Source organism: Pseudomonas sp. S3_E10 (assembly GCF_054667615.1).
Window position 1 is genome coordinate 731,515 of record NZ_CP162743.1, and the last position, 25,097, is coordinate 756,611.

The 25,097-nt window shown below is 59.5% G+C and carries 21 protein-coding genes and 1 tRNA gene; 5 read left to right on the forward strand and 17 right to left on the reverse strand.

Annotated elements, in window-relative coordinates:
- Positions 1–13 precede the first annotated feature (13 nt).
- Positions 14–952 (reverse strand): VOC family protein, encoded by a 939-nt coding sequence (locus tag AB4N98_RS02970; protein ID WP_042727901.1) that lies wholly within the window; start codon positions 950–952, stop codon positions 14–16.
- 325 nt (positions 953–1,277) lie between these two features.
- Between AB4N98_RS02970 and AB4N98_RS02975 the strand changes: the two genes are divergently transcribed.
- Together AB4N98_RS02975 and AB4N98_RS02980 are read left to right on the forward strand one after the other, a co-directional pair.
- Positions 1,278–2,189 (forward strand): LysR family transcriptional regulator, encoded by a 912-nt coding sequence (locus tag AB4N98_RS02975; protein WP_003173128.1) that lies wholly within the window; start codon positions 1,278–1,280, stop codon positions 2,187–2,189.
- Positions 2,190–2,341: 152 nt separating this feature from the next.
- Positions 2,342–3,499 (forward strand): alpha/beta hydrolase family protein, encoded by a 1,158-nt coding sequence (locus tag AB4N98_RS02980; RefSeq protein WP_042727902.1) that lies wholly within the window; start codon positions 2,342–2,344, stop codon positions 3,497–3,499.
- A gap of 77 nt (positions 3,500–3,576) precedes the next feature.
- Here the strand turns inward: AB4N98_RS02980 and AB4N98_RS02985 are convergent, their stop codons facing one another.
- The 7 genes from AB4N98_RS02985 to AB4N98_RS03015 form a co-directional block, all read right to left on the reverse strand.
- Positions 3,577–4,935 (reverse strand): purine-cytosine permease family protein, encoded by a 1,359-nt coding sequence (locus AB4N98_RS02985; protein WP_042727907.1) that lies wholly within the window; start codon positions 4,933–4,935, stop codon positions 3,577–3,579.
- Positions 4,935–5,621, reverse strand: coding sequence for a cysteine hydrolase family protein (locus AB4N98_RS02990; protein WP_137220219.1), 687 nt, complete (start codon positions 5,619–5,621; stop codon positions 4,935–4,937). The genes AB4N98_RS02985 and AB4N98_RS02990 overlap by 1 nt, the downstream gene beginning before the upstream one ends.
- Before the next feature lie 670 nt (positions 5,622–6,291).
- Positions 6,292–6,367, reverse strand: a tRNA-Gly gene (locus tag AB4N98_RS02995).
- A gap of 60 nt (positions 6,368–6,427) precedes the next feature.
- On the reverse strand, positions 6,428–6,988 hold the full coding sequence (gene pgsA / locus AB4N98_RS03000) for a CDP-diacylglycerol--glycerol-3-phosphate 3-phosphatidyltransferase (RefSeq protein ID WP_017530524.1): 561 nt from the start codon (positions 6,986–6,988) through the stop codon (positions 6,428–6,430).
- Between the two features lie 32 nt (positions 6,989–7,020).
- Positions 7,021–8,844 (reverse strand): excinuclease ABC subunit UvrC, encoded by a 1,824-nt coding sequence (uvrC, locus tag AB4N98_RS03005; protein ID WP_017530523.1) that lies wholly within the window; start codon positions 8,842–8,844, stop codon positions 7,021–7,023.
- A 1-nt stretch (position 8,845) separates the two neighbouring features.
- Positions 8,846–9,487, reverse strand: a complete 642-nt coding sequence (gene gacA / locus AB4N98_RS03010) for a response regulator transcription factor GacA (protein ID WP_017530522.1) — start codon at positions 9,485–9,487, stop codon at positions 8,846–8,848.
- Between the two features lie 151 nt (positions 9,488–9,638).
- The gene (locus AB4N98_RS03015) at positions 9,639–10,004 is read right to left on the reverse strand and encodes a helix-turn-helix domain-containing protein (RefSeq protein WP_017530521.1); all 366 of its coding nucleotides are present in this window, start codon (positions 10,002–10,004) and stop codon (positions 9,639–9,641) included.
- 82 nt (positions 10,005–10,086) lie between these two features.
- Between AB4N98_RS03015 and AB4N98_RS03020 the strand changes: the two genes are divergently transcribed.
- Complete coding sequence (locus tag AB4N98_RS03020; RefSeq protein WP_065879546.1) at positions 10,087–10,326, forward strand: DNA-binding protein; 240 nt, start codon at positions 10,087–10,089, stop codon at positions 10,324–10,326.
- Positions 10,327–10,361: 35 nt separating this feature from the next.
- Here AB4N98_RS03020 and AB4N98_RS03025 read toward each other — a convergent pair whose 3' ends face one another.
- Complete coding sequence (locus AB4N98_RS03025; protein WP_017530519.1) at positions 10,362–10,793, reverse strand: GNAT family N-acetyltransferase; 432 nt, start codon at positions 10,791–10,793, stop codon at positions 10,362–10,364.
- Entirely contained in the window at positions 10,794–11,543 is a 750-nt protein-coding gene (locus AB4N98_RS03030; protein WP_065878635.1) for a carbon-nitrogen hydrolase family protein, read from the reverse strand. It abuts the gene before it with no gap.
- A gap of 621 nt (positions 11,544–12,164) precedes the next feature.
- On the opposite strand from AB4N98_RS03030, the gene AB4N98_RS03035 reads away from it, so the two are divergent.
- Positions 12,165–13,235, forward strand: a complete 1,071-nt coding sequence (locus AB4N98_RS03035; protein WP_065878637.1) for a 3-deoxy-7-phosphoheptulonate synthase — start codon at positions 12,165–12,167, stop codon at positions 13,233–13,235.
- Between the two features lie 70 nt (positions 13,236–13,305).
- On the opposite strand, the gene AB4N98_RS03040 is transcribed toward AB4N98_RS03035, so the two are convergent.
- From AB4N98_RS03040 to AB4N98_RS03070, 7 genes are all read right to left on the reverse strand, one after another.
- A complete protein-coding gene (locus AB4N98_RS03040; protein ID WP_065878639.1) occupies positions 13,306–13,728 on the reverse strand; it encodes an ANTAR domain-containing protein in 423 nt (140 codons plus the stop codon).
- A 134-nt stretch (positions 13,729–13,862) separates the two neighbouring features.
- Complete coding sequence (locus tag AB4N98_RS03045) at positions 13,863–17,471, reverse strand: transporter substrate-binding domain-containing protein (RefSeq protein WP_135196840.1); 3,609 nt, start codon at positions 17,469–17,471, stop codon at positions 13,863–13,865.
- Between the two features lies 1 nt (position 17,472).
- Positions 17,473–18,102, reverse strand: coding sequence for a response regulator transcription factor (locus tag AB4N98_RS03050; RefSeq protein ID WP_017530514.1), 630 nt, complete (start codon positions 18,100–18,102; stop codon positions 17,473–17,475).
- 280 nt (positions 18,103–18,382) lie between these two features.
- On the reverse strand, positions 18,383–19,099 hold the full coding sequence (locus AB4N98_RS03055; protein ID WP_017530513.1) for an MgtC/SapB family protein: 717 nt from the start codon (positions 19,097–19,099) through the stop codon (positions 18,383–18,385).
- Between the two features lie 64 nt (positions 19,100–19,163).
- Positions 19,164–21,869, reverse strand: a complete 2,706-nt coding sequence (gene mgtA / locus AB4N98_RS03060) for a magnesium-translocating P-type ATPase (protein WP_068934559.1) — start codon at positions 21,867–21,869, stop codon at positions 19,164–19,166.
- Between the two features lie 540 nt (positions 21,870–22,409).
- Positions 22,410–22,991: a GNAT family N-acetyltransferase gene (locus AB4N98_RS03065; protein WP_068934561.1), complete on the reverse strand. Its 582-nt coding sequence runs from the start codon at positions 22,989–22,991 to the stop codon at positions 22,410–22,412.
- A gap of 14 nt (positions 22,992–23,005) precedes the next feature.
- Positions 23,006–23,350: an FKBP-type peptidyl-prolyl cis-trans isomerase gene (locus AB4N98_RS03070; RefSeq protein ID WP_017530509.1), complete on the reverse strand. Its 345-nt coding sequence runs from the start codon at positions 23,348–23,350 to the stop codon at positions 23,006–23,008.
- 195 nt (positions 23,351–23,545) lie between these two features.
- Between AB4N98_RS03070 and AB4N98_RS03075 the strand changes: the two genes are divergently transcribed.
- Complete coding sequence (locus tag AB4N98_RS03075; protein ID WP_223496319.1) at positions 23,546–25,042, forward strand: PAS domain S-box protein; 1,497 nt, start codon at positions 23,546–23,548, stop codon at positions 25,040–25,042.
- Positions 25,043–25,097 lie beyond the last annotated feature (55 nt).

The following is a 25,097-nucleotide window of genomic DNA, read 5'->3' on the forward strand; positions in this document are numbered from 1 at the left end:
ACGACCTCCGCATTCAGCCCTGCTTGGGCGGCGGGCCGCTCGGGAACCATTTTTCCCGGGACGTGAACAGGAACAGTTGCGAGTTATCCGCCGACAACGGTGCCTGGCGCGCTTGCCAGGCGTCATCGTGCTTGTCCATGTCGGCGTCGTATTCGATGTGACAGCCCAGCGGACTGTTGAAGTACCAGAACCAGTTGGAACCGAAGAGGTGGCGGCCCGGCCCCCAGAAACTGGTCCAGCCCTGCTGCTCGAAGCGCCGCCCGGCCAGCAGCACTTCCGTACCGCTGCCCATGTGGAAGGTGAAGTGCTCGCAGCCTTTCATGTGCGGCGGCGTCTGGATCATGAACAGGCAGTGATGGTCATCGGAACCGGCCGGCCGCATAAACGGGCCGGCGCCGACAAAGGTGTCGGTGGTGACGAAACCCAAGCGTTTGTAAAAAGCCTCGGCCTTAGCTGCATTCGGCACGAAATACACCACGTGGGACAGGGTCCGTGGCAGCGCCTGCATGTCGGGATTGATGCCAGGTTGGTTGACCGGGCGTTGAGGCGCATGGCCCGGCGCATTGGTCAGATCGGCTGGCGCGCTGTACGCACGCCGCACGCTGACCTGGAAAGCAAGGGCAAAGCCCATATCGTCCACACTGTGCACGGAGCCATCGGCACCGCGGGTCACCGGGCGATCGCGCCCCAGCTCATCAGCGATGGCCTCAAGATCAGCCTCGCTGGCCACGCCATACACCGTTTCACGTATCGAAGGCGCCGGCCCGATGGCCGCCGGCAGGCTGGCATCGTCTGCCCGGCGGATAATCACGGCAGTGCCGTCCAGCGCTTCAAAACGGCCCCCCTCGCTGTCGACATCGACAGGAAGCAGGCCGTAGTCACGCAGGCAATCGGTACAGGCTTGAATGTCGTCGACACCAAAAATAAGCGCGTCTAGGCCAATGATGCTCATTGAGTTACCACTCCATTGTCATTATTCAGCGCAGGCCTGGCGTCCCGCTATGGGAGCAGTGCCCGGCGGTACGCTGCCGAGGCGGGTCTTGGAGCCGATAAAGCGCCACGGCCAACCGACTGTGGGCTGATAGTGAAGGGCTAAAAACTCACTGACTAATCGCTTGTCAGGATGTGACCTATCGGCAAATGCGATACCTGGCCGCGAAGCGCAAAGGGCTTGAAAATCGAACACGGACCGCCCGATTCGCCCATTCACGCCTCTTGACGCCGCGATGGGAAGGTCGGAAGGTATTTACAAAATAAATACAAAAATCGAGACCGCCATGCGTTTTAACCACTTGGACCTCAACCTCCTGGTGGCGCTGGATGTGTTACTGGAAGAGCAGAACATCACCCGCGCCGCCGAACGCCTGCATATGACCCAATCCGCCACCAGCGGTGTACTGGGCAGGCTGCGCCTCTACTTCGAAGATGAGCTGCTGGCGCAGGTCGGACGCAAGATGCAGCCCACGCCTTATGCCCGTGAACTGGCGGCGCCGGTGCGCCAGGTGCTGCTGACGATCCAGTCCTCGATCACCGCCAAACCGGTGTTCGACCCCGCCACCAGCAAGCGCCATTTTCGCCTGATCACGTCGGACTATCTGATCAGCGTCCTGTTTGCCCGGGTGATCCAGAAAATCTCCCTGGAAGCGCCGCACATCACCTTCGAACTGCTGGGCCCCGGCGACACGTCCACCGAGATGCTGATGCGCGGTGAGGCCGACATGATGATCGTGCCTGAGCACTACCTCATTGAAGGTCACCCCTCGCAACTGCTGTTTGAGGAAGAGCACGTTTGCGTGGTGTGGGATGGCAACACGTTGGTTGGCGATAGCATCAGCCTCGATCAGTACATCGAGATGGGCCATGTCTCGGTGATTTTTGGGCGCAACCGGCAACTGAGCGTCGAAGAATGGCTGATGGGCCAGTATGGTTTTACGCGCCGCATGGAAGTTGTGACCCACGACTTTAACACCCTGCCGCAGTTGATCGTCGGCACCCAACGCGTCGCCACCATGCTCCAGCGCATGGCCAGGCTATACGCCAATTACCTGCCGCTGCGCATCGTGCAACCCCCGGTGAAAATCCCGGTGATGCGTGAGTTCATGCTCTGGCACCGGACCATGGAGGGGGATCCGATGCACCGCTGGCTGCGGGCAAAAATCAGTCAGATCATCAATGAGCTGGAGCAGTAGTCGACTCTATCTCCATTCGCAATACCTCCCATCCCGACTTGCGATTAGCCAAACTATGGGACTGCCCTTAGCCTGCTTCGAACCGTCAGGTCTAGCGATTCCCGTTCAGAACCTGGCCGCCTGCCTTTGCTTGCACAAGGACAATAACAATCATGTTTCGCTACTTCCCGACCAATTACGTGTGGAATCTTTCAGTCGACCTGGCCATTGAAATGGGCGCCCGTATCGGCGAAATCGAAGAGATGTGCGCGCCACTGCAAGAGGCCGCCAAACAACCGGACGCCGCCGGTAGCAAGGCCTTCCGTGAAACCTGGGCAAACATGGCCGACAAGCTGTGCAGCCTGGCGGAAGAAGACGAAGGCAAGGGGCGGATGCTGTCCGCCGGTGAAAAATATAACCGCGCCGCAACGTATTACCTGAGCTGCGAACGCCTGCAGGCCCATGGCGCCCCAGGCCGCACGGAGCTGTACCAGCGCTTTCTGCAGACGTTCCAGCGCAGTATCGAACTGGCACGAGAAAACTGCGAGCGCGTGGAAATCCCTTACGAAGGCAAACATATTTCCGGCCTGCTGGTGCGTGCCGAAGGTGTCAGCGGCCCGGCGCCGATTCTGGTGCAGGTCAATGGACTCGACTCCACCAAAGAAATGAAATACCGCGTCGGCCTGCCCGCCTGGCTGGCCAAACGTGGCGTGTCGTCGCTGATCATCGACCAGCCCGGGACAGGCGAAGCGCTCCGGCTACATAACCTGACTGCGCGTTTTGACAGCGAACATTGGGCCAGTCGCGTGGTGGATTGGTTGGAAACCCGCGACGACGTCGACGTCAAACGCATTGGTCTGGAAGGTGTGTCGCTTGGGGGCTACTACTGCCCGCGCGCGGTAGCCTTCGAGCCGCGTTTCGCGTGCGGTGTCGTGTGGGGAGCCAACCATGACTGGCGCGACGTGCAGAAACGCCGCTTGGAAAAGGAAGGCAGCTTCCCGGTTCCGCATTACTGGTCGCACGTCTCATGGGTATGGGGCGCCAAGGACACCGACGAATTCATGACCATCGCCGAAGATGTTCATCTGGACGGCATCCTGGATCGCATCAAGGTGCCTTTCCTGGTCACCCACGGTGAAAAGGATTCACAGATTCCCTTGAAGTGGGCACACCGCACCTATGAGCAGTTGGTCAACAGTCCCAAGCGCGAACTGAAAATTTTCACCGAACGCGAGGGTGGCGTGCAGCATTCGAGCTTCGACAACAGTATCAATGCGGGTCACTACATTGCCGACTGGGTGGCTGAAGTGCTCGGTGGTCGCATTGCGTGACGGGCATGAAGTGGATGTTCCGTCACGCTGCGAGGGGTTGAGCTGCACGGTGTCACTGCGCAACCGGGCGATGGGCGTCAATGGGTTGGTTTGATCACCCCAATACTGCGCCGACTCATTAATCCGTAGTAAGCGCATGCCGGGAACAGCAGACCAACAAGCCACGCCAGATCGATACCCTGCAGTGCGGAGGCAATAGGGCCGACGTAGAGGGAAGTATTCATGAATGGAATTTCCAACACGATGGTCGCGAGGAACACGCAGATAGCAATCCCGTTCACCCGACCGTAAATCCCCGACGGGTCAAAGATATCCGCAATCTTGTATACGCCTTTGCGTAGCGCGTAGTAGTCGACCAGGTTGATTGCCGTCCAAGGGATTAAAAAATAGCTCATGAAAAAGATGAAATTCAGGAAAAATTGAATGAAGTCATCTTGAGCCATGGTGCATAACGCCGTTGCAACAGCACAGATAACGAGCATAAAGCTGGCGCGCACCTTCGGAGTGACCTTGAGCGCAGCAAAAGGCTCGATAACGGTAACCGTCGACATGAAGGCTCCATAGAGGTTGAACACGTTGATGGCGATCTGACCATAGAGCACGAAGGCCACGGCCAGCAAGGTGCTCCCCCCCAGAACACCGAGCAAATGGAGGCCAACGTTATCTGAGAAACCTGTGACGCCCTTGGTCAATACCGCACCCAGCAGCATCATCCAGCTTCCACCAATAACCGTGCCCGTGTAGCTGTACCAAAAGACCTGGCGTGCAGAAGTATAGGTAGGTAAATAGCGAGAATAGTCGGCCACATAAGGGGCGTAGGACAGTTGCCAAGTCACCGCAATGCTCACCGAGGCGAGGAAGCTCGCCAAATTGAAGCCCTGCGCCGTCCATTGGTCCGCGTCGACTGGCAGTGCAAGGGCGAGCAGGGTCGCGATCCCGAAAAAAACAACCGAAACCAACGACAGCACTTTTTGCAGGCGGTGGATGAGCGTGTAGCCAAACAGCGCTACCAGAAAGCAGAGTAAACCAAGCAGCACAATGTTCGCCTCACTGCTGAGGGGGCTTGAGGCGGCGACCGCTTGGGCTGCCAACAAGGTATTACTCACAAAAAAACCCAAGTAAATGAGCATGACGAACAACAGCGGAACAATGGCTCCAAATACCCCAAACTGCGCACGACTCTGAATCATCTGCGGGATGCCCAACCTCGGCCCCTGGGCAGAATGCGAAGCCATGAATACCGCCCCGATCAAGGAACCAAGCAGGATCGATAAAGCGCTCCAGAACAGATTCAGTCCCAGGCTGACCGGCAGCACACCGGCCGCAATCGTGGTGATGTTGGCGTTCGCCCCAAACCACACGAAGAACAGAGAACGGGGTTCGCCGTGACGTTCGGTTTCCGGGATGAAATCGATGCTTCTTTTTTCTACGTTCATCATGCTCTCCGCTCAGTCTTGGCAACGAGGCAGCTTTCCAGGCGCGCAATGGCTTGCATAAACTCTTCCGGCTGGAAGGCAAGGTGGTCTGGTTCCATCGTACGAAGTGAAGGTGCTGGCTCGCCCCTCCAGCGCCGCAACAGCTGTTCGGTAGAAAGCATGTCCAGTCCGTAAAGCCAGTTGGAGAGAATAAACAAGGCCGAGTAATGGGCTGCGGAAGTTGTCGCCGTACAAGCGTCGGCCACGAGGCTCAAGTGGAAGTCGTTCTGATAGGCATCGAACAGGCTACTCATCACACAGACGTCAGTCAGCACGCCCATCACCACGAGATGTTTGATGCCGCGCTCCTTCAGCATCGGAGTCAGCCGAGTACCGTGGAAAGCACTGTAGCGTTGCTTATCAATGACAACGTCGCCGGTTTGTGGGGCTAACACATCGATGATCTCTATGGCAGATGTGCCAGCGCGATAGCTTGTCGGTTTGCCCTCGGCATCTACGGGCTCGCCCAACGCCAAGCCGAAACCTTGGGCATCGTTGACATGACGGGTGTAGAACAAAGGGATGTTGTTTTTTCGAGCGCAATCAACCAGCGCTGTTGCGTTTTTGATTACTTGATCGAACCGCTCCAGAGGGAAGCCGTCTTCTTTCTGAAGGTCGATCACGAGCAAAGCCGTGTCTTGGGTCATCAGGTTTCTTCCAATTGCAGAGTACCAGGCAATAGCCGCAAGGCTCGCTGATAGCTATGAATAACCAGGCGCAGGCACCGCAATCGCGGGCTACGGAAAGTACGAGAAATATTCTCTAGGAAGGACTATCTGACTATTTGCCAAAAGCCGTTTTGCTTGGCGGCAACGCAGGAGGGAAGACGCTTCAGAGTCACATGGGAAGGCGCAACCGAACGACGTAGAAAGTTCTTCATGGCTCCGCACGGGACTAACGTTGCCCAGCCAAGTAGGCTGATGCACGTTATGCCGGGTCGAAATGCGAAACTGACCATGACGTAGACTCTTGGGGTAAGTCCCATCAGACAAGTAATATGCACGCCATAATATCGGAAGGCTCGGAAAGCGGCGGGATAGAGCGATATCAGAAATATCGTGATGTCTTATGGTATTCGGTATGCCGTAACACCACGCTACGAAACGTAGCACGCAACGCCGAAGTGCATCTTTGTGAACTTCCCGCTACAGGTGGGCAGCTTTGGCCACTTCTGTTCCTGGAGGTTTTGTCAGGCGCCCAGCATTGCGCTTCATACGCCGATAGTGTTTTCACGGGACGGCGCGGCAAAAGTCAAAGGGAGACTTTTCTTTGGACGAAAAAAATGGACCTCTTTTCAGAGATCCATTTTTTAATACTTGGAGCGGGAAACGAGACTCGAACTCGCGACCCCGACCTTGGCAAGGTCGTGCTCTACCAACTGAGCTATTCCCGCTTGGTGATGCGCATTCTATAGAATCCAGCGCACCCGTCAAGCTCTTGATTCAAAAAAGTTTTATTTCTTTTCAACAGTGGTGCGCAGATGCGGCCAGGCGGCGCGCAGGTACTGGAGCATGGACCACAGGGTCAGGCCCGCAGCGACGAGCAGCAAGGCGTAGCCCAGCAGGACCCAGAAGGAGAAGTCAGACGGGTTAGCCAGCAGGATGACCAGCGCAAGCATTTGCGCGGCGGTTTTCCATTTACCCATGTTGGAGACGGCGACGTGGGCACGGGCGCCGATTTCGGCCATCCATTCGCGCAGGGCCGAGACGACGATCTCGCGGCCGATAATCACCGCAGCCGGCAGGGTCAGCCACAGGTTGCCGTGTTCCTGTACCAGTAGCACCAGGGCGACGGCCACCATGAGTTTATCGGCCACCGGATCGAGGAACGCGCCGAAGGGCGTGCTTTGCTCCAGGCGGCGGGCCAGGTAACCGTCAAGCCAGTCGGTGGCGGCCGCAAAGGCGAACACTGAACTGGAGGCCAGGTAGCTCCACTCGTACGGTAAATAGAACAGCAAAATAAAGATCGGGATGAGCAGGACGCGTAGAACGGTGATCAGATTAGGGATATTCATCGGCACAACTGGCTACGAGGTGGAAAGGCATTCTATTCGCTGTGCAGATTCGCATAAATCAACTCAGCAAGCTTTTTACTGATACCGGGTGCTTTGGCTATCTCGTCAATGCTGGCACGGGACAGCTCCTGCAAGCCACCAAAATGTTTAAGCAAGTCACGACGCCGTGTCGGGCCTACCCCCGCCACCCCTTCCAGGGTTGAGGTTCGCCGGGTTTTGCCGCGACGGGCACGGTGGCCGGTAATGGCGAAACGGTGGGCTTCGTCACGAATCTGTTGGATCAAATGCAGTGCCGGGGAGTCGCCCTTCAAAGTGAACTCATGGGCGGCATCATTCAAGTACAACGTCTCGAAACCAGCCTTGCGCGTGGCGCCCTTGGCCACGCCGAGCAGGATCAGGTCGGGCACCGCCAGTTCGTTGAGCACGTCACGGGCCATGGACAACTGGCCCTTGCCGCCATCCACCAGCAGGATATCCGGCAACTTGCCCTCGCCGTCCTTCAATTTGCTGAAGCGCCGCGTGAGTGCCTGATGCATGGCGGCGTAGTCATCGCCGGCGGTGACGCCTTCGATGTTGTAGCGCCGGTAGTCGGACTTGATCGGCCCTTCCGGCCCGAACACCACGCAGGAGGCTACGGTGGCCTCGCCGCTGGAATGGCTGATGTCGTAGCACTCCAGGCGCTGTGGCGGCTCGTCCAGGTTGAGCACTTCGGCAAGGGCATCAAAGCGTGCGGCGACGTGCTGTCGGTTGGCCAGGCGCGCGCTCAGGGCCTGCTCGGCGTTAGTGACGGCCAGTTGCTGCCAGCGGGCGCGGGTGCCACGCACGCGGTGGCTGATGTCCAATTCGCGGCCACGCAACTCGTGGATCGCTTCGATCAACGTGGGGAAGTCTTCATGCACCACGTTGACAATCAGCTCCGACGGCAGGTCGCGCTCGGGGCTGCTGACGTAGTACTGGCCGAGGAACGCGGCCATCACTTCAGCCACGTCTTCGTCGATACCGGTTTGCGGGAAGAAGTTCTTGCTGCCCAACACTCGCCCGCCGCGCACGCTGATCAGGTGCACACAGGCGCCACCTGGATTGACGAAGGCGGCGATCACGTCGACATCGCCGGTGCCGCCTTCCATGCTTTGCTGGTCCTGCACACGACGCAGTAGGGAGATCTGGTCGCGCAACTCAGCGGCCCGCTCGAAATCCAGGGTGCCGGCCGCCTCTTCCATGGCCGCGGAGAGCTCATCGGTCAGCGCATTGCTGCGTCCTTCGAGAAACATCACCGAATGGCGCACATCCTCGGCGTATTCCGCCGGCTCCACCAGGCCCACGCAAGGTGCCTTGCAGCGTTTGATCTGGTATTGCAGGCACGGCCGCGTGCGGTTCTTGTAGAAACTGTCTTCACACTGGCGCACAAAAAAGGTTTTTTGCAACAGGCTCAGGCTTTCACGGATGGCCCCGGCGCTGGGATAAGGGCCAAAGTACTTGCCCTTCGCCTTCTTCGCACCACGGTGAATACTCAGCCGTGGGAAGTTGCCGTCGGATAAAAACACGTAGGGGTAGGATTTATCATCACGCAGCAGGATGTTGTAGGGCGGCCGCCACTCCTTGATCAGCGTCTGCTCAAGCAGTAGCGCTTCGGTTTCGTTGGCGGTGATGGTGGTTTCAACCTGAGCGATACGCGCCACCAGTGCGGCGGTTTTGGGCGCGAGACCGGTCTTGCGAAAGTAGCTCGCCAGGCGGTTTTTCAGGTTTTTGGCTTTGCCGACGTAAAGCAGGCGCGCCTCGCTGTCGAACATGCGGTACACGCCGGGGCGGCCACTGCAGGTTGAGAGGAAGGCACTCGGATCAAACGGCGTAGTCATGTCAGGCGCTGGCGTCCACCATGCCGTGGCGCACCGCGAGCAGGGTCAATTCAACATCACTGCTGATGGCGAGCTTCTCGAAAATGCGATAGCGGTAGGTGTTGACGGTCTTGGGCGACAGGCACAGCTTGTCGGAGATGGATTGGACTTTCTGGCAACCCACAATCATCAGGGCGATCTGGATTTCCCGCTCCGACAGCGCGTCGAATGGCGAGTCGCTGGTGGGTTGGAAAGACTTGATGGCCAATTGCTGGGCAATCTGCGGGCTGATATAGCGCTGGCCGGCGAACACCAGGCGAATGGCCTGCACCATCTCCGCCAAGCCTGCACCCTTGGTCAGGTAACCCGCAGCGCCCGCCTGTAGAAGACGGGTCGGGAACGGGTCTTCTTCGCACACGGTCACCACCACGACTTTGATATCCGGATGGCTGCGCAGCAATTTGGTCGTGGCACCAAGACCGCCGATCCCAGGCATCTTGACGTCCATTAACACCACATCGGGCTTCAACTCCCGGGCCTTGATCAGGGATTCCTCCCCCGACTCGGCCTGGCCGACTACTTGCAGGCCATCGATGTCAGCCAGCATTCGTGTAATGCCTGTACGAACGAGATCATGGTCATCGACTACTAGCACCCTAATCAAGCAGACACCTCGCGAAATGGTCTTATAGGTTGCTGAACACCTTAGCAAAAAACCAAGGCGCAGACCTAGCTGCAAGCGTCATATATATGGAGTTTGGGTAAGCGGCAGCCATCCGCCGGGAGGCAGACGGCTCAATTTGTTGGGCGAAGAGTCAGGAATCCTGGGCTTTCGGCTTGGCCTTTTCATTCACAGCAACGCAATGTTTGGCCAAGGTCGACGTCAGGCGACGGATCGCATCCTGGTCTTCCTTGAACATCGCACGGTAATCGCCGAGCACCTTTTCTTCGATCTGGCTCAGGTTTTCCAGTTGGATGGGCGTGGCCGTGCCGGTCAACACGTACAACACATCCACACCTCGTTCAGCGACGCGAGACAAATAGTCCGCTTTAGGCGCGCGCCCGCCACTTTCGTATTTCCCTTGTGCGTTGGCTTCAACGCCGCCGATCTCGCCGAAACTTTTTTGCGACAAGCCAAGTCGCTCTCTTTCTTGCCTCAAACGCGAACCGATTCCACTCATTTGGATGTATTATCCTGTCTGGCACACCCCAAGAGGTGACACACTCATCTCTTTATTAAACAAACTTGAACGGTTTTGAACTATGCCCGGAATCCGTACTGCCGCACAAGCCAAGGCCTGGCTGGAACATCAAGGAAAGTCAGTTCAAGCGTTCGCCCGTGAGCATGGCGTTGATCCGGCTACCACCTATCAAGTGCTCGCGGGGCGCAAAAAGGGACGGCGTGGAGAGGCCCATAAGGTCCCGGTCCTTCTGGGTATGAAAGAAGGGATCATCCTTGCTGAGGCTGATGGCCAAAACAATGATCAGGAAGTCGGCTCCTGAGAGCTGTATGCGCTTATTCGGCCTGTGCGCAGGGTTTAGCTTGAGCGGCAGACACGCTCCATTCGCCAGAAGTAGTCTTCTTCACCAACGTTACTGAACCCCATGCGCTCATAGAGCAGCTTCGCCGGGTTCGTCTTGAATACCGTCAGGCGCAACAGGCCAAGCGCCTGCGCCTTGAGCGCCATCTGCTGCAATACCCAGCTCCCTGCGCCACCCCCACGATACGCTTCGAGCATATGCAACTCGCGGATATACAGCGCGCGGCTGTCGCGGCTCAGGCTGACAAATCCCAAAACGACGTCGCCCCGGCAAATCAGCCAGTTTTCCCGACCGGCCCAGGCGGTATCGAAGCCATCGTTGGACCACCACAACCCGTACTCTACGTAGTAACGGGTCATGGCCTCGTGGGTCAGCGTTCGCGCAAAGGGCAGGTCCTGGTCCGTCGCAGCGCGTAGATAAAATGCCATTTACAGGGCGACCACTTCGCTGGCCCAACGCTCGCCATCGCGACGGGCGATCAGCAGCGCCTCACCCAGCCCTGGCACAGCGGCAAGCAAACCGCCATCGGTGCCCCAGATCGCACTGCGACCGGCACACGCCCAACCGCCCGACGGGCCGCCATGGTTGGCCATCAACACCAACAGGGCATGTTCAGCTGCATAGCCTCGGAGCAGCGCACTGTCCGTTGCGTACCCTCCCTCACTGATCAACACTCCGGCGGCATACACCGTAGCGCCCGCTTGCGCTGCAGCAAGCGGATGGCTGGCATGGGAAAAGTCTGCACACACTGCCAGTGCAACCTGCTCCCCCTCGAATTCAAGGGCCGCACCGCCCTGCCCTGGGACAAACGCGGTCTCTTCGCCGTCGTGCAAATGCTGCTTGGTGTAGACCGCCAGGGAGCCATCCGCACCCAGTACCAGTGCAGCAATAAACACACCCGCCTCCGGCGCCAGTCGAATCGGCATCCCCACCACCGCCGTCAGTCGCAGTTCTTGCGCCATTTCGCGCAGGGGCGCCAGCACCCGGTCCTCTGGCGCAATCGCCAGTGCAGCGGCCAGCGCCGGCTCATAGCCTGTCAACGACAACTCCGGGAACACCAGCAGTTGCACACCCTCGGCCGCCGCCGCCCGCATACACGCCAAGTGGCGTTGGATATTGGCCCGCACATCGCCCGCAATGGAGATGGATTGAGCTGCAGCAACAGTGAAGGCAGTCATGGTCGCGTCCAAGCAATCGGTAACTAAGTATGACCAGCATATCGACACTCACCCCATAGCCGTAAGTCCCTTCACGCAATAGAAATTACTGATTGAATCTCCCCGCGTGCCTCTAGTAAGCTCCCCGCATCATTTGGAGACACACCATGTTGCAACTCACCCACACTCAGGTTTGCCCTGCCGCCAGCGCCCCGCGCTCGGTGTCGGCCAGCCGTGTGAACGGTTCGAGCGCAGCTGTCAGCTTTTATTTTGGGTATTGGTTTAGCCACTGGCGCGCCTGATACCTGAAATCGGCGCCCACCATTCAAGGGGTCGCCTGCCAGAGAAATCTAACCCCCGGTCGGCTCCCCGACCGGGGGTTTTGTTTTTCCAGGCCCCTGAACATTTTGTTTGATCAAGAACACTTAAAAGGACTCACGACATGAACTACGCCACCTATTACCGCTGCGACACCTCCACTGCATGGCGATTTAGCCAGCTCCGCTCGGGACAGCCTGCCGCCTCCGATCGGTCACCTATTGGTGGCAAGCCAACACACCAGGCCAGTACGGCCAATTGTCGAACACCCCAGTAGGCCAAGCGCGCGGGAACAACCCGCCGCTTGCCCAGGAAGCCTTGAATATGAACTCGTCCATCGCCGCTCTGCCCGTTTCGAACCTGATCAGCGCCAATGAAGCCCTGACCCAGCGCCTGCCCAGCTCTCTTGAGCTCAAGCATCAGTTGCCCCTCAGCCCGTTCCTCAATGAACAGATCCACGCCCATCGCCAGGCCGTGCGCGCCATCCTCAAGGGTGAAGATTCACGCTTGCTGGTGATTGTCGGCCCGTGCTCGATCCACGACCCGGAATCGGCCATGGAATACGCTCGCAACCTGAAGAAACTGGCACTCGACGTCAGCGACCAGATGCTGCTGGTGATCCGCGCCTACGTCGAAAAACCGCGCACCACTATCGGCTGGAAAGGCCTGGCCTACGATCCGCACCTGGATGGCAGTGACGACATGGCCGCCGGCTTGACGCTGTCCCGCGAGCTCATGCGCGAAATGCTGCGCCTGGGCCTGCCGGTCGCCACCGAGCTGTTGCAGCCCATGGCCGCCGGCTACTTCGATGACCTGCTCAGTTGGGTCGCCATTGGCGCACGCACCACCGAATCGCAAATCCACCGTGAAATGGCCAGCGGCCTGGGCATGCCCGTGGGCTTCAAGAACGGCACCGACGGCGGCGTCTCAATCGCCTGTGACGCGATGCGCTCGGCGTCGCACCCGCACCGCCACTTCGGCGTCGACAGCCAGGGCCACCCGGCGATCATCCAGACCCCGGGCAACCCCGACACACATCTGGTGCTGCGCGGCGGTCACCGTGGGCCGAACTATGATGCAAAGAGCGTGGCGCAGATCAAGCAGGACCTGGCCACGTCCAAGGTCACGCCGCGGATCATGATCGACTGCAGCCATGCCAACAGCGGCAAAGACCCGTTGCGCCAACCGGCGGTGTTCAACGACGTGCTCGAACAACGCCTGCAAGGCGATACTTCGCTGATCGGCATGATGCTTGAGAGCCACCTGTTCGAAGGCTGCCAACCGTTGAGCCCCTCGATGAAATACGGCGTGTCGGTGACCGACGGCTGCCTGGGCTGGGCAGGTACCGAGCAGCTGTTGCGCAGTGCCGCCGAGCGCTTGCGGGCTCAGGGCTGATGGCCAGGGAAACCGAGCTTGAGCGCGGCCATCGCTGGCTCAGCCCCAAGGCCATCGCACCGACGCGGGACTAAACCCCGGCCACGGGCCTGCGGGATAATTCCCGCAGCCACGGCAACACCCGCAGGCCCTTGGTGGCCTCGGGTGGGTCGATGATGTCCATGAAGTGTTCAAGGGTGACGTTGTCCGGCACGCCGGGCAGGCGTACCAGCACCGCCGGCGTTGCACCGGCAGGCTTGCCCAGGTCCAGATGGTCGTAGACCAGCACGTGGCGGACCTGGGGTTGCGGCTCACAGGCATTGACCGCCAAGCCCGCATTGATGATCAGCACATCAAAACGCTCAGCGGGGATGGCGGTGAGTATCTGGACTTCTTCAAAGGTTTGTACCGGGACAATCCGGTGGTACCCCAACTGGTTGAGCATTTTTTCGATGTGCAGTCGTTGCAGGTGCTGTTCATCGGCAATCAGGATAGACAGTGCTTTGTTCGGCATGGCAAACCCCTGGGCTGGCAGCGCTCGTCAGTAAGAGGCGATCATTTTCCAGACATATCCCGCAGACAAAATCAGCGATGTTCCCCCTTCGCGTAGGACTTATCCCAAAATCGCCAAATGGCTATCTACTGCCGTCAAGCCCGATTGCATTGCCGAAGCAGGCTGTGATGCACCTGCGCAATGGCCACGCCCAACGCCTCAACCGAAACGCCCAACGCCTCGGCATCCCGCCGTTCACATACACCCTCCAAGGCCTCGCAGCAAACCACCAGCCCCTCGGCCTTAACCATGCGCGCGCCGCCTTTTACCCGATGGGCCAAGTCATGCAGCTTGGCAAAGCTCACCGGGTTTTGCAGGGTCGGCAACAACGCGCCGTCCTCTTCCAGGCTGGCGAGCAAGGGCACCAGCAATTCGTCGAGCGCGGCCGTGTCCTCCCCGGTCAGCGCAATCAGCAGGCTTAAATCAATGACCGATTCAGCGGTGGCCGTGGCGGTCGTGCGCGATGCCAAGGCCAAGCGCAAGTCCTCAAGCCCGGTCGGTTTGAACAGACAGCCATCCATGCCCGCCTGGCGGCAGCGCTCAGCCTCCTCTGACTGGGCGTTGGCGGTAAAGCCCAGCAACAGGCAAGGAATCAGGCCGCGCTTGCGCTCTTGCGCGCGAATATCACGCGCCAACGCATAACCGTCCTTGAGGGGCATATTGCAATCGGTGATCACCCCATCAAACTGCCCGGCCTGCCACAGGGCAAGCCCTTGAATGCCGTCCTGCGCCGTGACGATGCGATGCCCCAGGAAACTCAATTGCCGCTCCAGCAACAGGCGGTTGGCGGGGTAGTCATCGACCACCAGGATGCTTAACGCACGAGCCGGCGGAAGAGACGGAACGGTCAGGGCCGCCGGCGTTGCCGTGGTCAGCGCCAATGTCAACATCAGATCCACCCGCGTGCCCTTGCCCAGCACGCTGCTCAGGTGCAACTGGCCACCCATCATCTCGCACAGGTTGCGGCTGATCACCAAACCAAGGCCTGAGCCGCTGCGCGCCGATTGTTCATTGTTGCTGCCCTGGATAAACGGATTGAACAAACGCTGCTGATCTTCAGCGCTTATGCCCATCCCGGTGTCTTCCACCCAGACCCGCAGGCTCAGATGGTCGTCGGACAATGCCGGTACGCCCTGGGCGCGCAGGCGTATCTGGCCGGTGGCGGTGAACTTGATCGCATTACCCAGCACATTGAAAATCACTTGTTTAAAGCGCAGCGGGTCGATCAACACCAGGCGGTCGATCAAGGGGTCCAATTCCACTTGCAGGACCAGCCCCTTGTCCCGCGCCAGCCCCTCGAACACTCGCGCCACCGAGGCCAGCAGCTCATGCACATTGGCCGCCTCCAGGCTCAGGGACAAGTGGCCGGATTCGATCCGCGCAATGTCGAGAATATCGCCGATCAACTCCAGCATGCTCCGGGACGCCACCGACGCCACCTCCAGCGCATCGCGGTCTGCGCGCCCTTGCTCGGCATTTTTCAGGGCCAGCTCAATCATGCCGATCACCGCGTTCATGGGCGTGCGGATCTCGTGGCTCATGGTCGCCAGGAAGGTCGTCTTGGCACGGTTTGCGGCGTCGGCCTCCTCCTTGGCCTCCTGCAACTGGCCCAACAAGCGCTGGCGCTCACTCACGTCCACCCAGCCGGCGATCATGCCCACCACTTTCTCGTCGCCATCGCGGTACGGCAACATCCACTGATAAATAGTCAGCACATCGCCATTGGGCACTTTGAGAATGCGGTCATGAATCTGCGGCTCGCCCTGTTCCATCAGACGCAAGTAGTCGGCATGGAACGACCGGGCCTGGGGCGGGTTGCCGGTATCGGTTTGCACCACGGTCTTGCCGATGACGTCTTCTAACTTGAAACCAAAGACGTCCAGGTAAGCGTTGTTGCAAGCCATCAATCGGCCCAGGCGATCACGCACGTAAATCGGGTGGGGCGTGCCGTCGATCAGCACGCTCATAAAGCGCATCTGGTCGCTCAAGGCCCGTTCGGCCTGGGCGCGCTTGCGGATCAGGTTACGCAGGTAAAGCACCCAGCCCAGGGTGATCAGCAGCAACAGTGCGGCCAAGCCAAAGCCCTGGATAATAACGTTGCGGTGACGCGTCCAGTAGCTGTCCTCGATGAGGATCTCGCTGCGCCAATGGTTGGTCAGTTCGTCCATCTCTTCGGGCGTTATGCTCAACAGTGCTTTGTCGAGGATCGAGTACAACTCCAATTGGCCGCGGTTGACACCAAACGCAATCCGCGCAGGCTCCGTACCCACCGTGCTGGTGATGCGCAGGCGGTCCCGATAGTTACGCGCAATCATGTAGCGTGCGCTGATCAGCGACAACAGCGCGGCCTCGGCCCGCCCTTTGGCAACCGACTCCAGGGCCTGCTCAGGATTCTCGACGTCGACAAACCCGATGTCTGGATAATCCCGGGCGATCTGCGCGGCAAGGCTATTGCTGCGAATGAGCGAAAGCCGTTTGCCAGCCATGTCTTCCAGGGTGATCAGGCGGTCATTGTCGGCACGCACCACCAGAACGTAGGGGTTGGACAGGTAAGGCCGGGTAAAGCGCATCTTGTCGGCACGCTCGACGCTCGGCGTGATCGCCGCCACCATATCTACCCGGCCGGCGTCCACATCATCCAGTTGCCGAGGCAGTGAACTGCCGCGTACCACCTCGAACTTCAACCCGGTGCGCAAGCTGATCTGCGACAGCACTTCGGCGCTCAGCCCTTCGAATTGCTCTTGTTCATTGAAGTACGACAGCGGTACCAATTTATCGAGCACAGCCACCCTCACCCAGGGGTGCTTCTCCAGCCAGCGCTGTTCGCTGTTACTCAAGCGCAGCCGCCCGGCCTCCAGGAAACCACTGCTGCCGGCGCTCCAGCGACGCAGGATTTCCATCTGTTGGTTGACCGGCACCACCGCCAGTGCGGCATTGAAAATATTCAACAGACGCGCATCGCCCTTGGCGAACGCGAAACCGAAGGGGTTGACCTCCAGCGCGGAAAAATCCGCCATGCGCACGTTGTTCAAATAGTTCTTGTTGATCAGGTAGCGAGTGCTGATGGCGTCGCCCAGGTAGACATCCGCCTGGCCGAATGCAACGGAGCCGATGGCTTCGAAGGTCGAGCCAAACAACTGCAACCGCGCTTTGGGATAAAACGCCTGGACAGTATTGGGCTGCATGTAGTGGTAGAGCATCGCAACGCGCTTGCCCGAAAGATCAGCTTTCAGCGCGTGATTTTCGCCGGCGCGGGTCACTAAGACGGGCTGATCGTTGGCGTAGGAGCGCGACAGCAGCAATTGCGGATCGGCTGCCTCATAACCGTTGGACGACCCCACGAAATCCACGGCACCGGTCTTGAGGGCTTCGATGACTTCGTCACGGGTATCGTATCGGCGCACCTCAATCGTGACATTCAGCGCCTGCCCGATCAGCGCGGCGTAATCGGCGGTAATGCCTTCCAGCTCGTTGCTGTTGCTCAGGTCAAAGGGCGCATAATCGGGCGCCGACACGCCCATCGACAGCGTGCGGCGCTGGCGTAGCCAACGCCAGTCAGCTTCGTCCAGCGTCAATGAAGGGTTTGCCAGGGTGGAATGCCCCAGCAGGCGCAGGCTCTGTGGTTCATCAAGGGCCACCGCCGCACCGGGCAACAGCCCCAGCAGCACGATGGCCATGCATTTCAGCCGCCGCGAAGTGGCCATTTCAGATCAAATGATTACGCTGGGCAAACTTGGACAGGTGTACCACCGACGACATGCGTAACTTCTCCTTAAGCCGCGTCTTGTAGGTACTGATGGTCTTGTGGCTCAACAGCATGTCCTCGGCGATATCCTTGTTACCCAGGCCCAAAGCCAGTTTTTGCAGCACAGTCAATTCGCGGTCGGACAACGCGTCCACCAACTCCTGCTCGGTAGATTGCAGATCATCGCGGCGCACCGAACTGGTAGGCAGGCTGGGGAAGCAACTGTAGCCGGAGCGGATCGCCCGGATTGCCTTTTGCAACTCATCGAGTTCTCCAGTCTTGGCGACAAACCCCATCGCTCCGGCGCGCATGCAGCGGGTGGAAAAAAACACCGCCAAGTACGAGGTCAGCACCAGGATCTTACAGGGCAGTTCCAGCGCCTTGATCCGACTGATCACCTCCAACCCGCCGAGCTTGGGCATTGCCAGGTCGAGGATGACCAGATCCGGCCGCTCTTCGCGTGCAACCTGCATGGCGTCGGCACCGTTACCCGCCTCGAAAATCGTATCGAAGCCTTCCTGCTTCAACAGATGCTTCACGGTGGCGCGTATAAAAGGATGATCGTCCACAATTAAAGCTTTATTGCTCATAAGACTCCCCTAGGAAGATCAGTACGCTTACATATCACGCGAGGCCCAACTACCTGTGAAAAGTAACAGTTCCGATAAACGGCACTGATTACGCTGCGCAACGCCTCAGGCAGTAAAAGCCCCTCATCTTGAAATCACAGTCACCACGTAACGCCGCACCTTGACTGCTGAGCAGGCGCAAGCGCGCAAACCTTAACAACGGCATGCCGTTTTGGATGAAGGGATAGTCTCGCGTAGTAGTAGGACTTTTCCTCGGCACAGTCAGCCTGCGCCCAGGCAGCTATTCGGTGGTACTGGGGCTCCAGAAGGCCTGTACCACCAAGGTTGATCTGGAGATCCGCGCCACCAGCGCATCCAGCTCGTCACCATCTACTGAGGTCACCGCCAATGTGGCTTCGATCTCCACTTCCTCGGTACCGAAGGGCCGCACATCGACATCGCTGGCCGGGTAGTTACAACGCGCCAACTCGGCTTCCAGCAATGCCAACACTGCGGTTTGCTGGGTCCGTCGCGCAATCACATAGAGGATGTTGGTGACCTCCGCCGACACCACATCCAGCGGTTGGCGGTTGATGTTATTGACGATGGGCCGCAGCAGGGTGTTGGCCGCCAGCACAAACAGCGTGCCCAGCAGCGCTTCAAGCACCAGATCGGCACCGGCGCATGCCCCTACCGCCGCCGACGCCCAGAGCGTGGCGGCGGTGTTGAGCCCGCGCACATTGCCTTCTTCACGCATGATCACGCCGGCCCCCAGAAAACCGATGCCCGACACCACGTAGGCGACCACGCGCACCGCGCCTTCCGCGCCACCGAGGCGGCTGGCCATGTCGACAAAAATCGCCGCGCCCACCGCCACCAGCACATTGGTGCGCAAGCCCGCCGTGCGCTGGCGGTACTGGCGTTCGAACCCGATCAGCCCGCCAAGGATAAACGCGGCGGTCAGGCTGACCAGGGTGTCGATGAGGGAGTCGAGGTTAATGTTGTTGATTGCTTGCATAAGCACTTTCCCTGTATGCCGCCGCCGACCCCTGCGGGGGCCGGGGGCATTTGAGCTGAGGTTGTTACTGCCAGCCGAATGTGCGGATGTAGTAGCCCTTCACGGCCTGGGTAAGCGCCATGTACGCCAGCAAAATCACCGGCAGGAACACGAAGTACAGCGACGGCAACGCCTGCAGTTTGAAGTAATGCGCCAGCGGCCCCATCGGCAGGAAAATCCCTACGGCCATGATCACGCCGGTCATCACCATCAACGGCATCGCCGCACGGCTTTGCAGGAACGGGATTTTCGGGGTACGGATCATGTGCACGATCAGCGTCTGGGTCAGCAGCCCCACCACGAACCAGCCCGACTGGAACAGCGTCTGATGGTCTGGTGTGTTGGCATCGAACACGTACCACATGAGTGCGAACGTAGTGATGTCAAAGATCGAACTGATCGGCCCGAAAAACAGCATGAAACGGCCCACATCCCCAGGCTGCCAGCGTTGCGGCTTGGCCAGCATTTCGTCGTCGACGTTATCGAACGGAATCGCGATCTGGGAAATGTCATACAACAGGTTTTGCACCAGCAGGTGCATCGGCAGCATCGGCAAAAACGGGATAAACGCACTGGCCACCAACACCGAGAACACGTTGCCGAAGTTGGAACTGGCGGTCATCTTGATGTACTTGAGCATATTGGCGAAGGTGCGCCGGCCTTCCAGCACGCCCTCTTCCAGGATCATCAGGCTCTTTTCCAGCAGGATGATGTCGGCCGCCTCCTTGGCGATGTCCACCGCGCTGTCCACCGAAATACCGATATCAGCCGTGCGCAATGCCGGCGCATCGTTGATCCCGTCGCCCATAAAACCCACCACATGCCCGTTGGCCTTGAGCAGGCGCACGATGCGTTCCTTGTGGCTGGGCGTCAGCTTGGCGAACACATTGGTGGTCTCGACGGCCTTGGCCAGTTCAGCGTCGGTCATGTCCTCGATGTCGTTGCCCATCAACAGGCCCTGTTGCTCCAGGCCCACTTCGCGGCAGATCTTGGCGGTCACCAGTTCGTTGTCGCCGGTCAGTACCTTCACCGCTACGCCATGGGCTTTGAGGGCTTTGAGCGCCGGCGCGGTGCTTTCCTTGGGCGGATCAAGAAAGGCCACGTAGCCGATCAGCGTCAGGTTGTTTTCATCCGCCAGGCTGTAGGTATCGCGCCCCGGCGGCATCGGTTGTGCGGCCACGGCCACCACGCGCAGGCCTTCTTCGTTGAACGCCGCGGTCACTTGGCGAATACGCGCCAGCAATGGCTCGGTCAGCGCCTCGCTGGTGTCGCCATGGCGCACGGTGTTGCACACCGACAGGACTTCTTCCACGGCGCCCTTGCAGATCAACAGATGCGGCAGGCCTTGCTCGGCCACTACCACCGACATGCGCCGGCGATTGAAGTCGAACGGGATCTCATCGACCTTATGGAAGGCGGTACCGACCTTCAGCTCCCGATGTACCTCCACATGCTCCAGCACCGCCACGTCCAGCAAGTTTTTCAGGCCGGTCTGGTAGTAGCTGTTCAGGTAGGCCATTTCCAATACGTCGTCGGACTCTTCACCCCACACGTCCACATGGCGTGCCAGGAAAATCTTGTCCTGGGTCAGGGTGCCGGTCTTGTCGGTGCACAGCACGTCCATCGCGCCGAAGTTCTGGATCGCGTCCAGGCGCTTGACGATGACCTTTTTGCGCGACAGAAACACCGCGCCCTTGGCCAGCGTCGAGGTCACAATCATCGGCAGCATTTCCGGGGTCAGGCCCACGGCGATCGATAGCGCGAACAACAGCGCTTCGGTCCAGTCGCCCTTGGTGAAACCGTTGATGAACAGCACCAGCGGCGCCATCACAAACATAAAGCGAATCAGCAGCCAGCTGACCTTGTTCACGCCATGCTGGAACGACGTGGTGGCGCGGTCGGTGGCTGTCACACGCTGGGCCAGTGCGCCGAAATAGGTGCTGTTGCCGGTGGTCAGAATCACCGCCGTCGCCGCACCGGACACCACGTTGGTGCCCATGAACAGGATGTTTTCCAGGTCCAATGGGTTACGGGTGTTGGCGTCCTGCTGCTGGGCAAATTTTTCCACCGGCATCGATTCGCCCGTCATTGCGGCCTGGCTGACAAACAGGTCCTTGGCGCTGAGCACGCGGCAATCGGCGGGGATCATGTCGCCGGCCGACAGCACGATCAGGTCGCCCGGTACCAACTGTTTGATCGGCAGCTCTATGCGCTTGGCGCCATCGCGGCGTAGCACGGTGGCCGTATTGCTGACCATGGCTTTGAGCGCATCGGCCGCTTTGTTGGACTTGGCTTCCTGCCAGAAACGCAGCAGCGTCGAGAGCACCACCATGGAGAAGATCACGGTGGCGGCCTTCATGTCTTCGGTCAGCCAGGAGATCACCGCCAACAAGGTCAACAGCAGGTTGAACGGGTTTTTATAGCAATGCCACAGGTGCGCCCACCATGGCAGCGGCTGCTCGTGCTCGACTTCATTGAGACCGTATTGCACGCGCAGGGCGTCGGCCTCTGGAGCACTCAGGCCCTCGACATGGCTGCCCAACGTACCGAGCAACTGCACGGTGTTGTGGTTGGCCGCGGCCACCAGGGTTTGCGCCAAGGTCGGCGGCACTTCGCGGCTGACGCTGGCGTCGGCCACGGTGTCGAGCATGGCCAGGCGGCGGAAGTGCCGGGCGATGTGCCGGGTCCGCAGAAAACCGGCAAAGAACTCTTTCAACAGGGTGAGGTTCATGGTGTAACTCCTGCGCGAGGAAAAAACCGTCGTGCAGGTACCGCCACGCCGCGCCACGCCTGTCACACAGGCACAGCCGGCTCGGCCCGCCCACCGTAAAAAGGCAGGCGCGTCCGTAACATCCCGAGGTTATCGGGGTGCTGGTCAGCGTCGATGAGAGGGGATCAGGCAGGTGCCAGGACTGGCCGCTGCCGGGATGCCGCTTCTCGCTTTTTTGGCGAGACAACGGCATCGAATAAATGCGCGTTACCTTGCCAAGCCTGTGCCGGTTAACGAAACCGGCCGACTACTGTCACTCGAACAAGTACCCACTGAGGGTCTCCGCTATTGATGAAAACGCGCGAAGCTTACGCCCCGACTTCAGGAGAGTAAACCGTAGGAAAGTTTCCCAATGGTGAATAAGAAGATTCTTCAGGATGGGTTCAGGAACCGGCTTCTGCACATGCAGAAGATCAAACGTGCGGGCTTGTCCCGCTCACCACCACAGCCCATTCGCCACAGATTCTTCGCTCACCGGCAATGGTGCACAGACCTATGCCCCTAGGGTGTGCCTGGTCGATCCCGCTCAACCAACGCCAGGTAGTCCTCAACCTTCCCACCCGCCAACGCCTTGACCTGAATCGACACCCTGTTCACCTGCCGCCCCATCCTAACCCCGTCACGCATGCGCACTGGCACATACCCAAGCCTGGGCCAGAAGCGCTCGGCCCTGGTGTTACCCACCACCACCGTCAACCGCAGCCATTGGGCGCCGCTTTTTGCCGCCCAACGCTCAAGGTCCGCATGCAGCCGCTGCGCAAGGCCAGTGCCGTGCCGGCGCGACTCCACCAGCAACAACCCGATATGCCATACCCCCTGCGCGAGCAGATCCGCCGCGATATTCACCACGGCGACCAAACGATTGTCAGCGTCGCGATAGCCCAGCCAGTACATCCGGCTGCAATGCCAGCCCGCCGGTAACTGCCCCTGCAATTCGTCATGCGCTTCGGTCGGCGTGGCAGGTTCGCCGTTGACCGCGACGAAGTATGCCGGCGCCTGCTCGAAAAAATGCTGTAGCTCGGCTGCGTCGCCGGCAGTCAGCTCATCCACCCGAAGCCCCTCAACAGAGCACGTGATATCCATATCTGGCGTCTCTCTCAATCATCCCGCGTCAGCACTTCCAGCAACTCGATTTCAAAATGCAGATTGCTGTTGGGCGTGATATGCGCGCCCATCGACCGCTCGCCATAGGCCAAATGCGCCGGCACGAACAACGTGCGCACCCCGCCGACCTGCATGCCCATCAAGCCCTGGTCCCAGCCTTTAATGACGCGCCCGGTGCCGATCACACATTGGAACGGCTTGCCACGCGCCCAGGACGAGTCGAACACCGTGCCGTCTTCCAGCCTCCCGGTGTATTGGGTGGTGATCAGCGCGCCTTTGACCACGGCTTTGCCGGTGCCCAGGCGGGTGTCAATGATCTGCAGTTCGTCGTGGCTCATGGGGTTCTCGTTGAAGGCGTAAAGGCTGGGGTTTTCCCAGAATCGGTGGGGTTTGGCAAGTACAGCGCACAAGAACGTCCGGCGCAGAGGCAACGGCCTGCCGGGTGCTTGCATAGCGCGATCAGGGGCAGTTTCTCTGCACTATCCTGAAGCACGGATGTCGTATTCCCATGCGCCCAACCCCAAGGAGAACCCATGACTCAGGATGTGCTCGCCAAAGAAACCAACCGCCGCCAACTGCAGCAGATCATTTCCGGGTTGTCCGACGGGGTGATTCTGGCGGAGGTTGACCAGACCATCCTCTGGGCCAACGAAGCCGCGTTGAACATGCATGGGGTGGGTGACGTGATGGGCCTGGGCGCCAGCGGGCAGCAATATGTCGAGCGTTTCGCCCTGCGCTATCGCAACAACCATCCCGTGCAACCGGACAATTACCCGTTGGCCCGCGCAGCGGCGGGTGACGAGTTCAGCGACGTGGTGGTGGAAGTCACCCCCACCGCCGACCCGGACAAAACCTGGGTGCATCGTCTGCGCAGCCTGGTGATCAATGATTCTCGCGGCGAGCCGGAGTTGCTGGTGCTGATCCTCAGCGACGCCACCGAATGGGCCAGCGCCGAGCAGCGTTTCGAGAAAACCTTCAACGCCAACCCGGCGCCCGCGGTGATCTGCCGCTTGAGCGACCTGCGTTATATCAAGGTGAATCAGGGCTTTCTGGAAATGACCGGCTACAACCGCGACCAGGTCATCGGCAAATCGGTCTATGAGCTGGACGTATTGGAACAGGCCGAGCGCAAGGACCTGGCCATCCAGCGCCTGGGCGAAGGCTCGACCATCCCGCAGATGCAGGCGGAACTCAGACTGCCCGAAGGCGGCAGCAAACTGGTGATCGTGGCCGGCCAGCCGTTGGACATGAACGAAGAAGACTGCATGCTGTTTTCATTCATGGACCTGGAGCCGCGCCGCAAGGCAGAGATTGCCCTGCGCCAGAGCGAGGAGCGCTTCGCCAAGTCGTTCCGCCTCACGCCGGTTCCCACCCTGGTGTGCAACGCCGCCAACCGCCAGGTGGTGGACGTCAACGAAGCGTTCATGAGCATCACCGGCTATATCAGCGAAGAACTGATCGGCAAATCCATCGAAGACATCGACTTTATCGACAACGCCGCAGTGGGTTCGCAGCTGTTCGCCACCCTGGAAAAAGCCGGCAACCTCGACGGCCAGGACCTCAAGGTGCGTAAGAAGGGCCATGAGGTGATCGACTGCGTGGTGTCGGCCGACACGGTGATCATCCAGGACGTACCGTGCTACCTGTTGGTGCTGATGAATATTACCGAGCGCAAACGCTCGGAACTGGAGCTGGTGGCGGCGATCGAGGAAGTGATGCAGGACGCCTCCTGGTTCAGCCAGACCCTGATCGAAAAACTGGCCAACGCCAAGAGCGTCAACAGCCCCAACGCGCCGAACGTCAGCTACACCGACCTCACTGCCCGTGAGCGTGACGTGCTGGGCCTGATCTGCGAGGGGCTGGCCGACAAGGAGATCGCCTCGCGCCTGAAACTGGCGCCCAACACCGTGCGTAACCATGTGGCCACGGTGTACTCGAAGCTGGGGGTGCACAGCCGTAGTGCAGCCATCGTATGGGCCCGGGAACGCGGGCTGTTTGCGGGGGAATTACGGTTAAAAAACCAGCGTTGACAGTGCAAATGCACTAGTAGGGCTAGTGCGAATTCGCCTTATGGTGCTTGCGGGC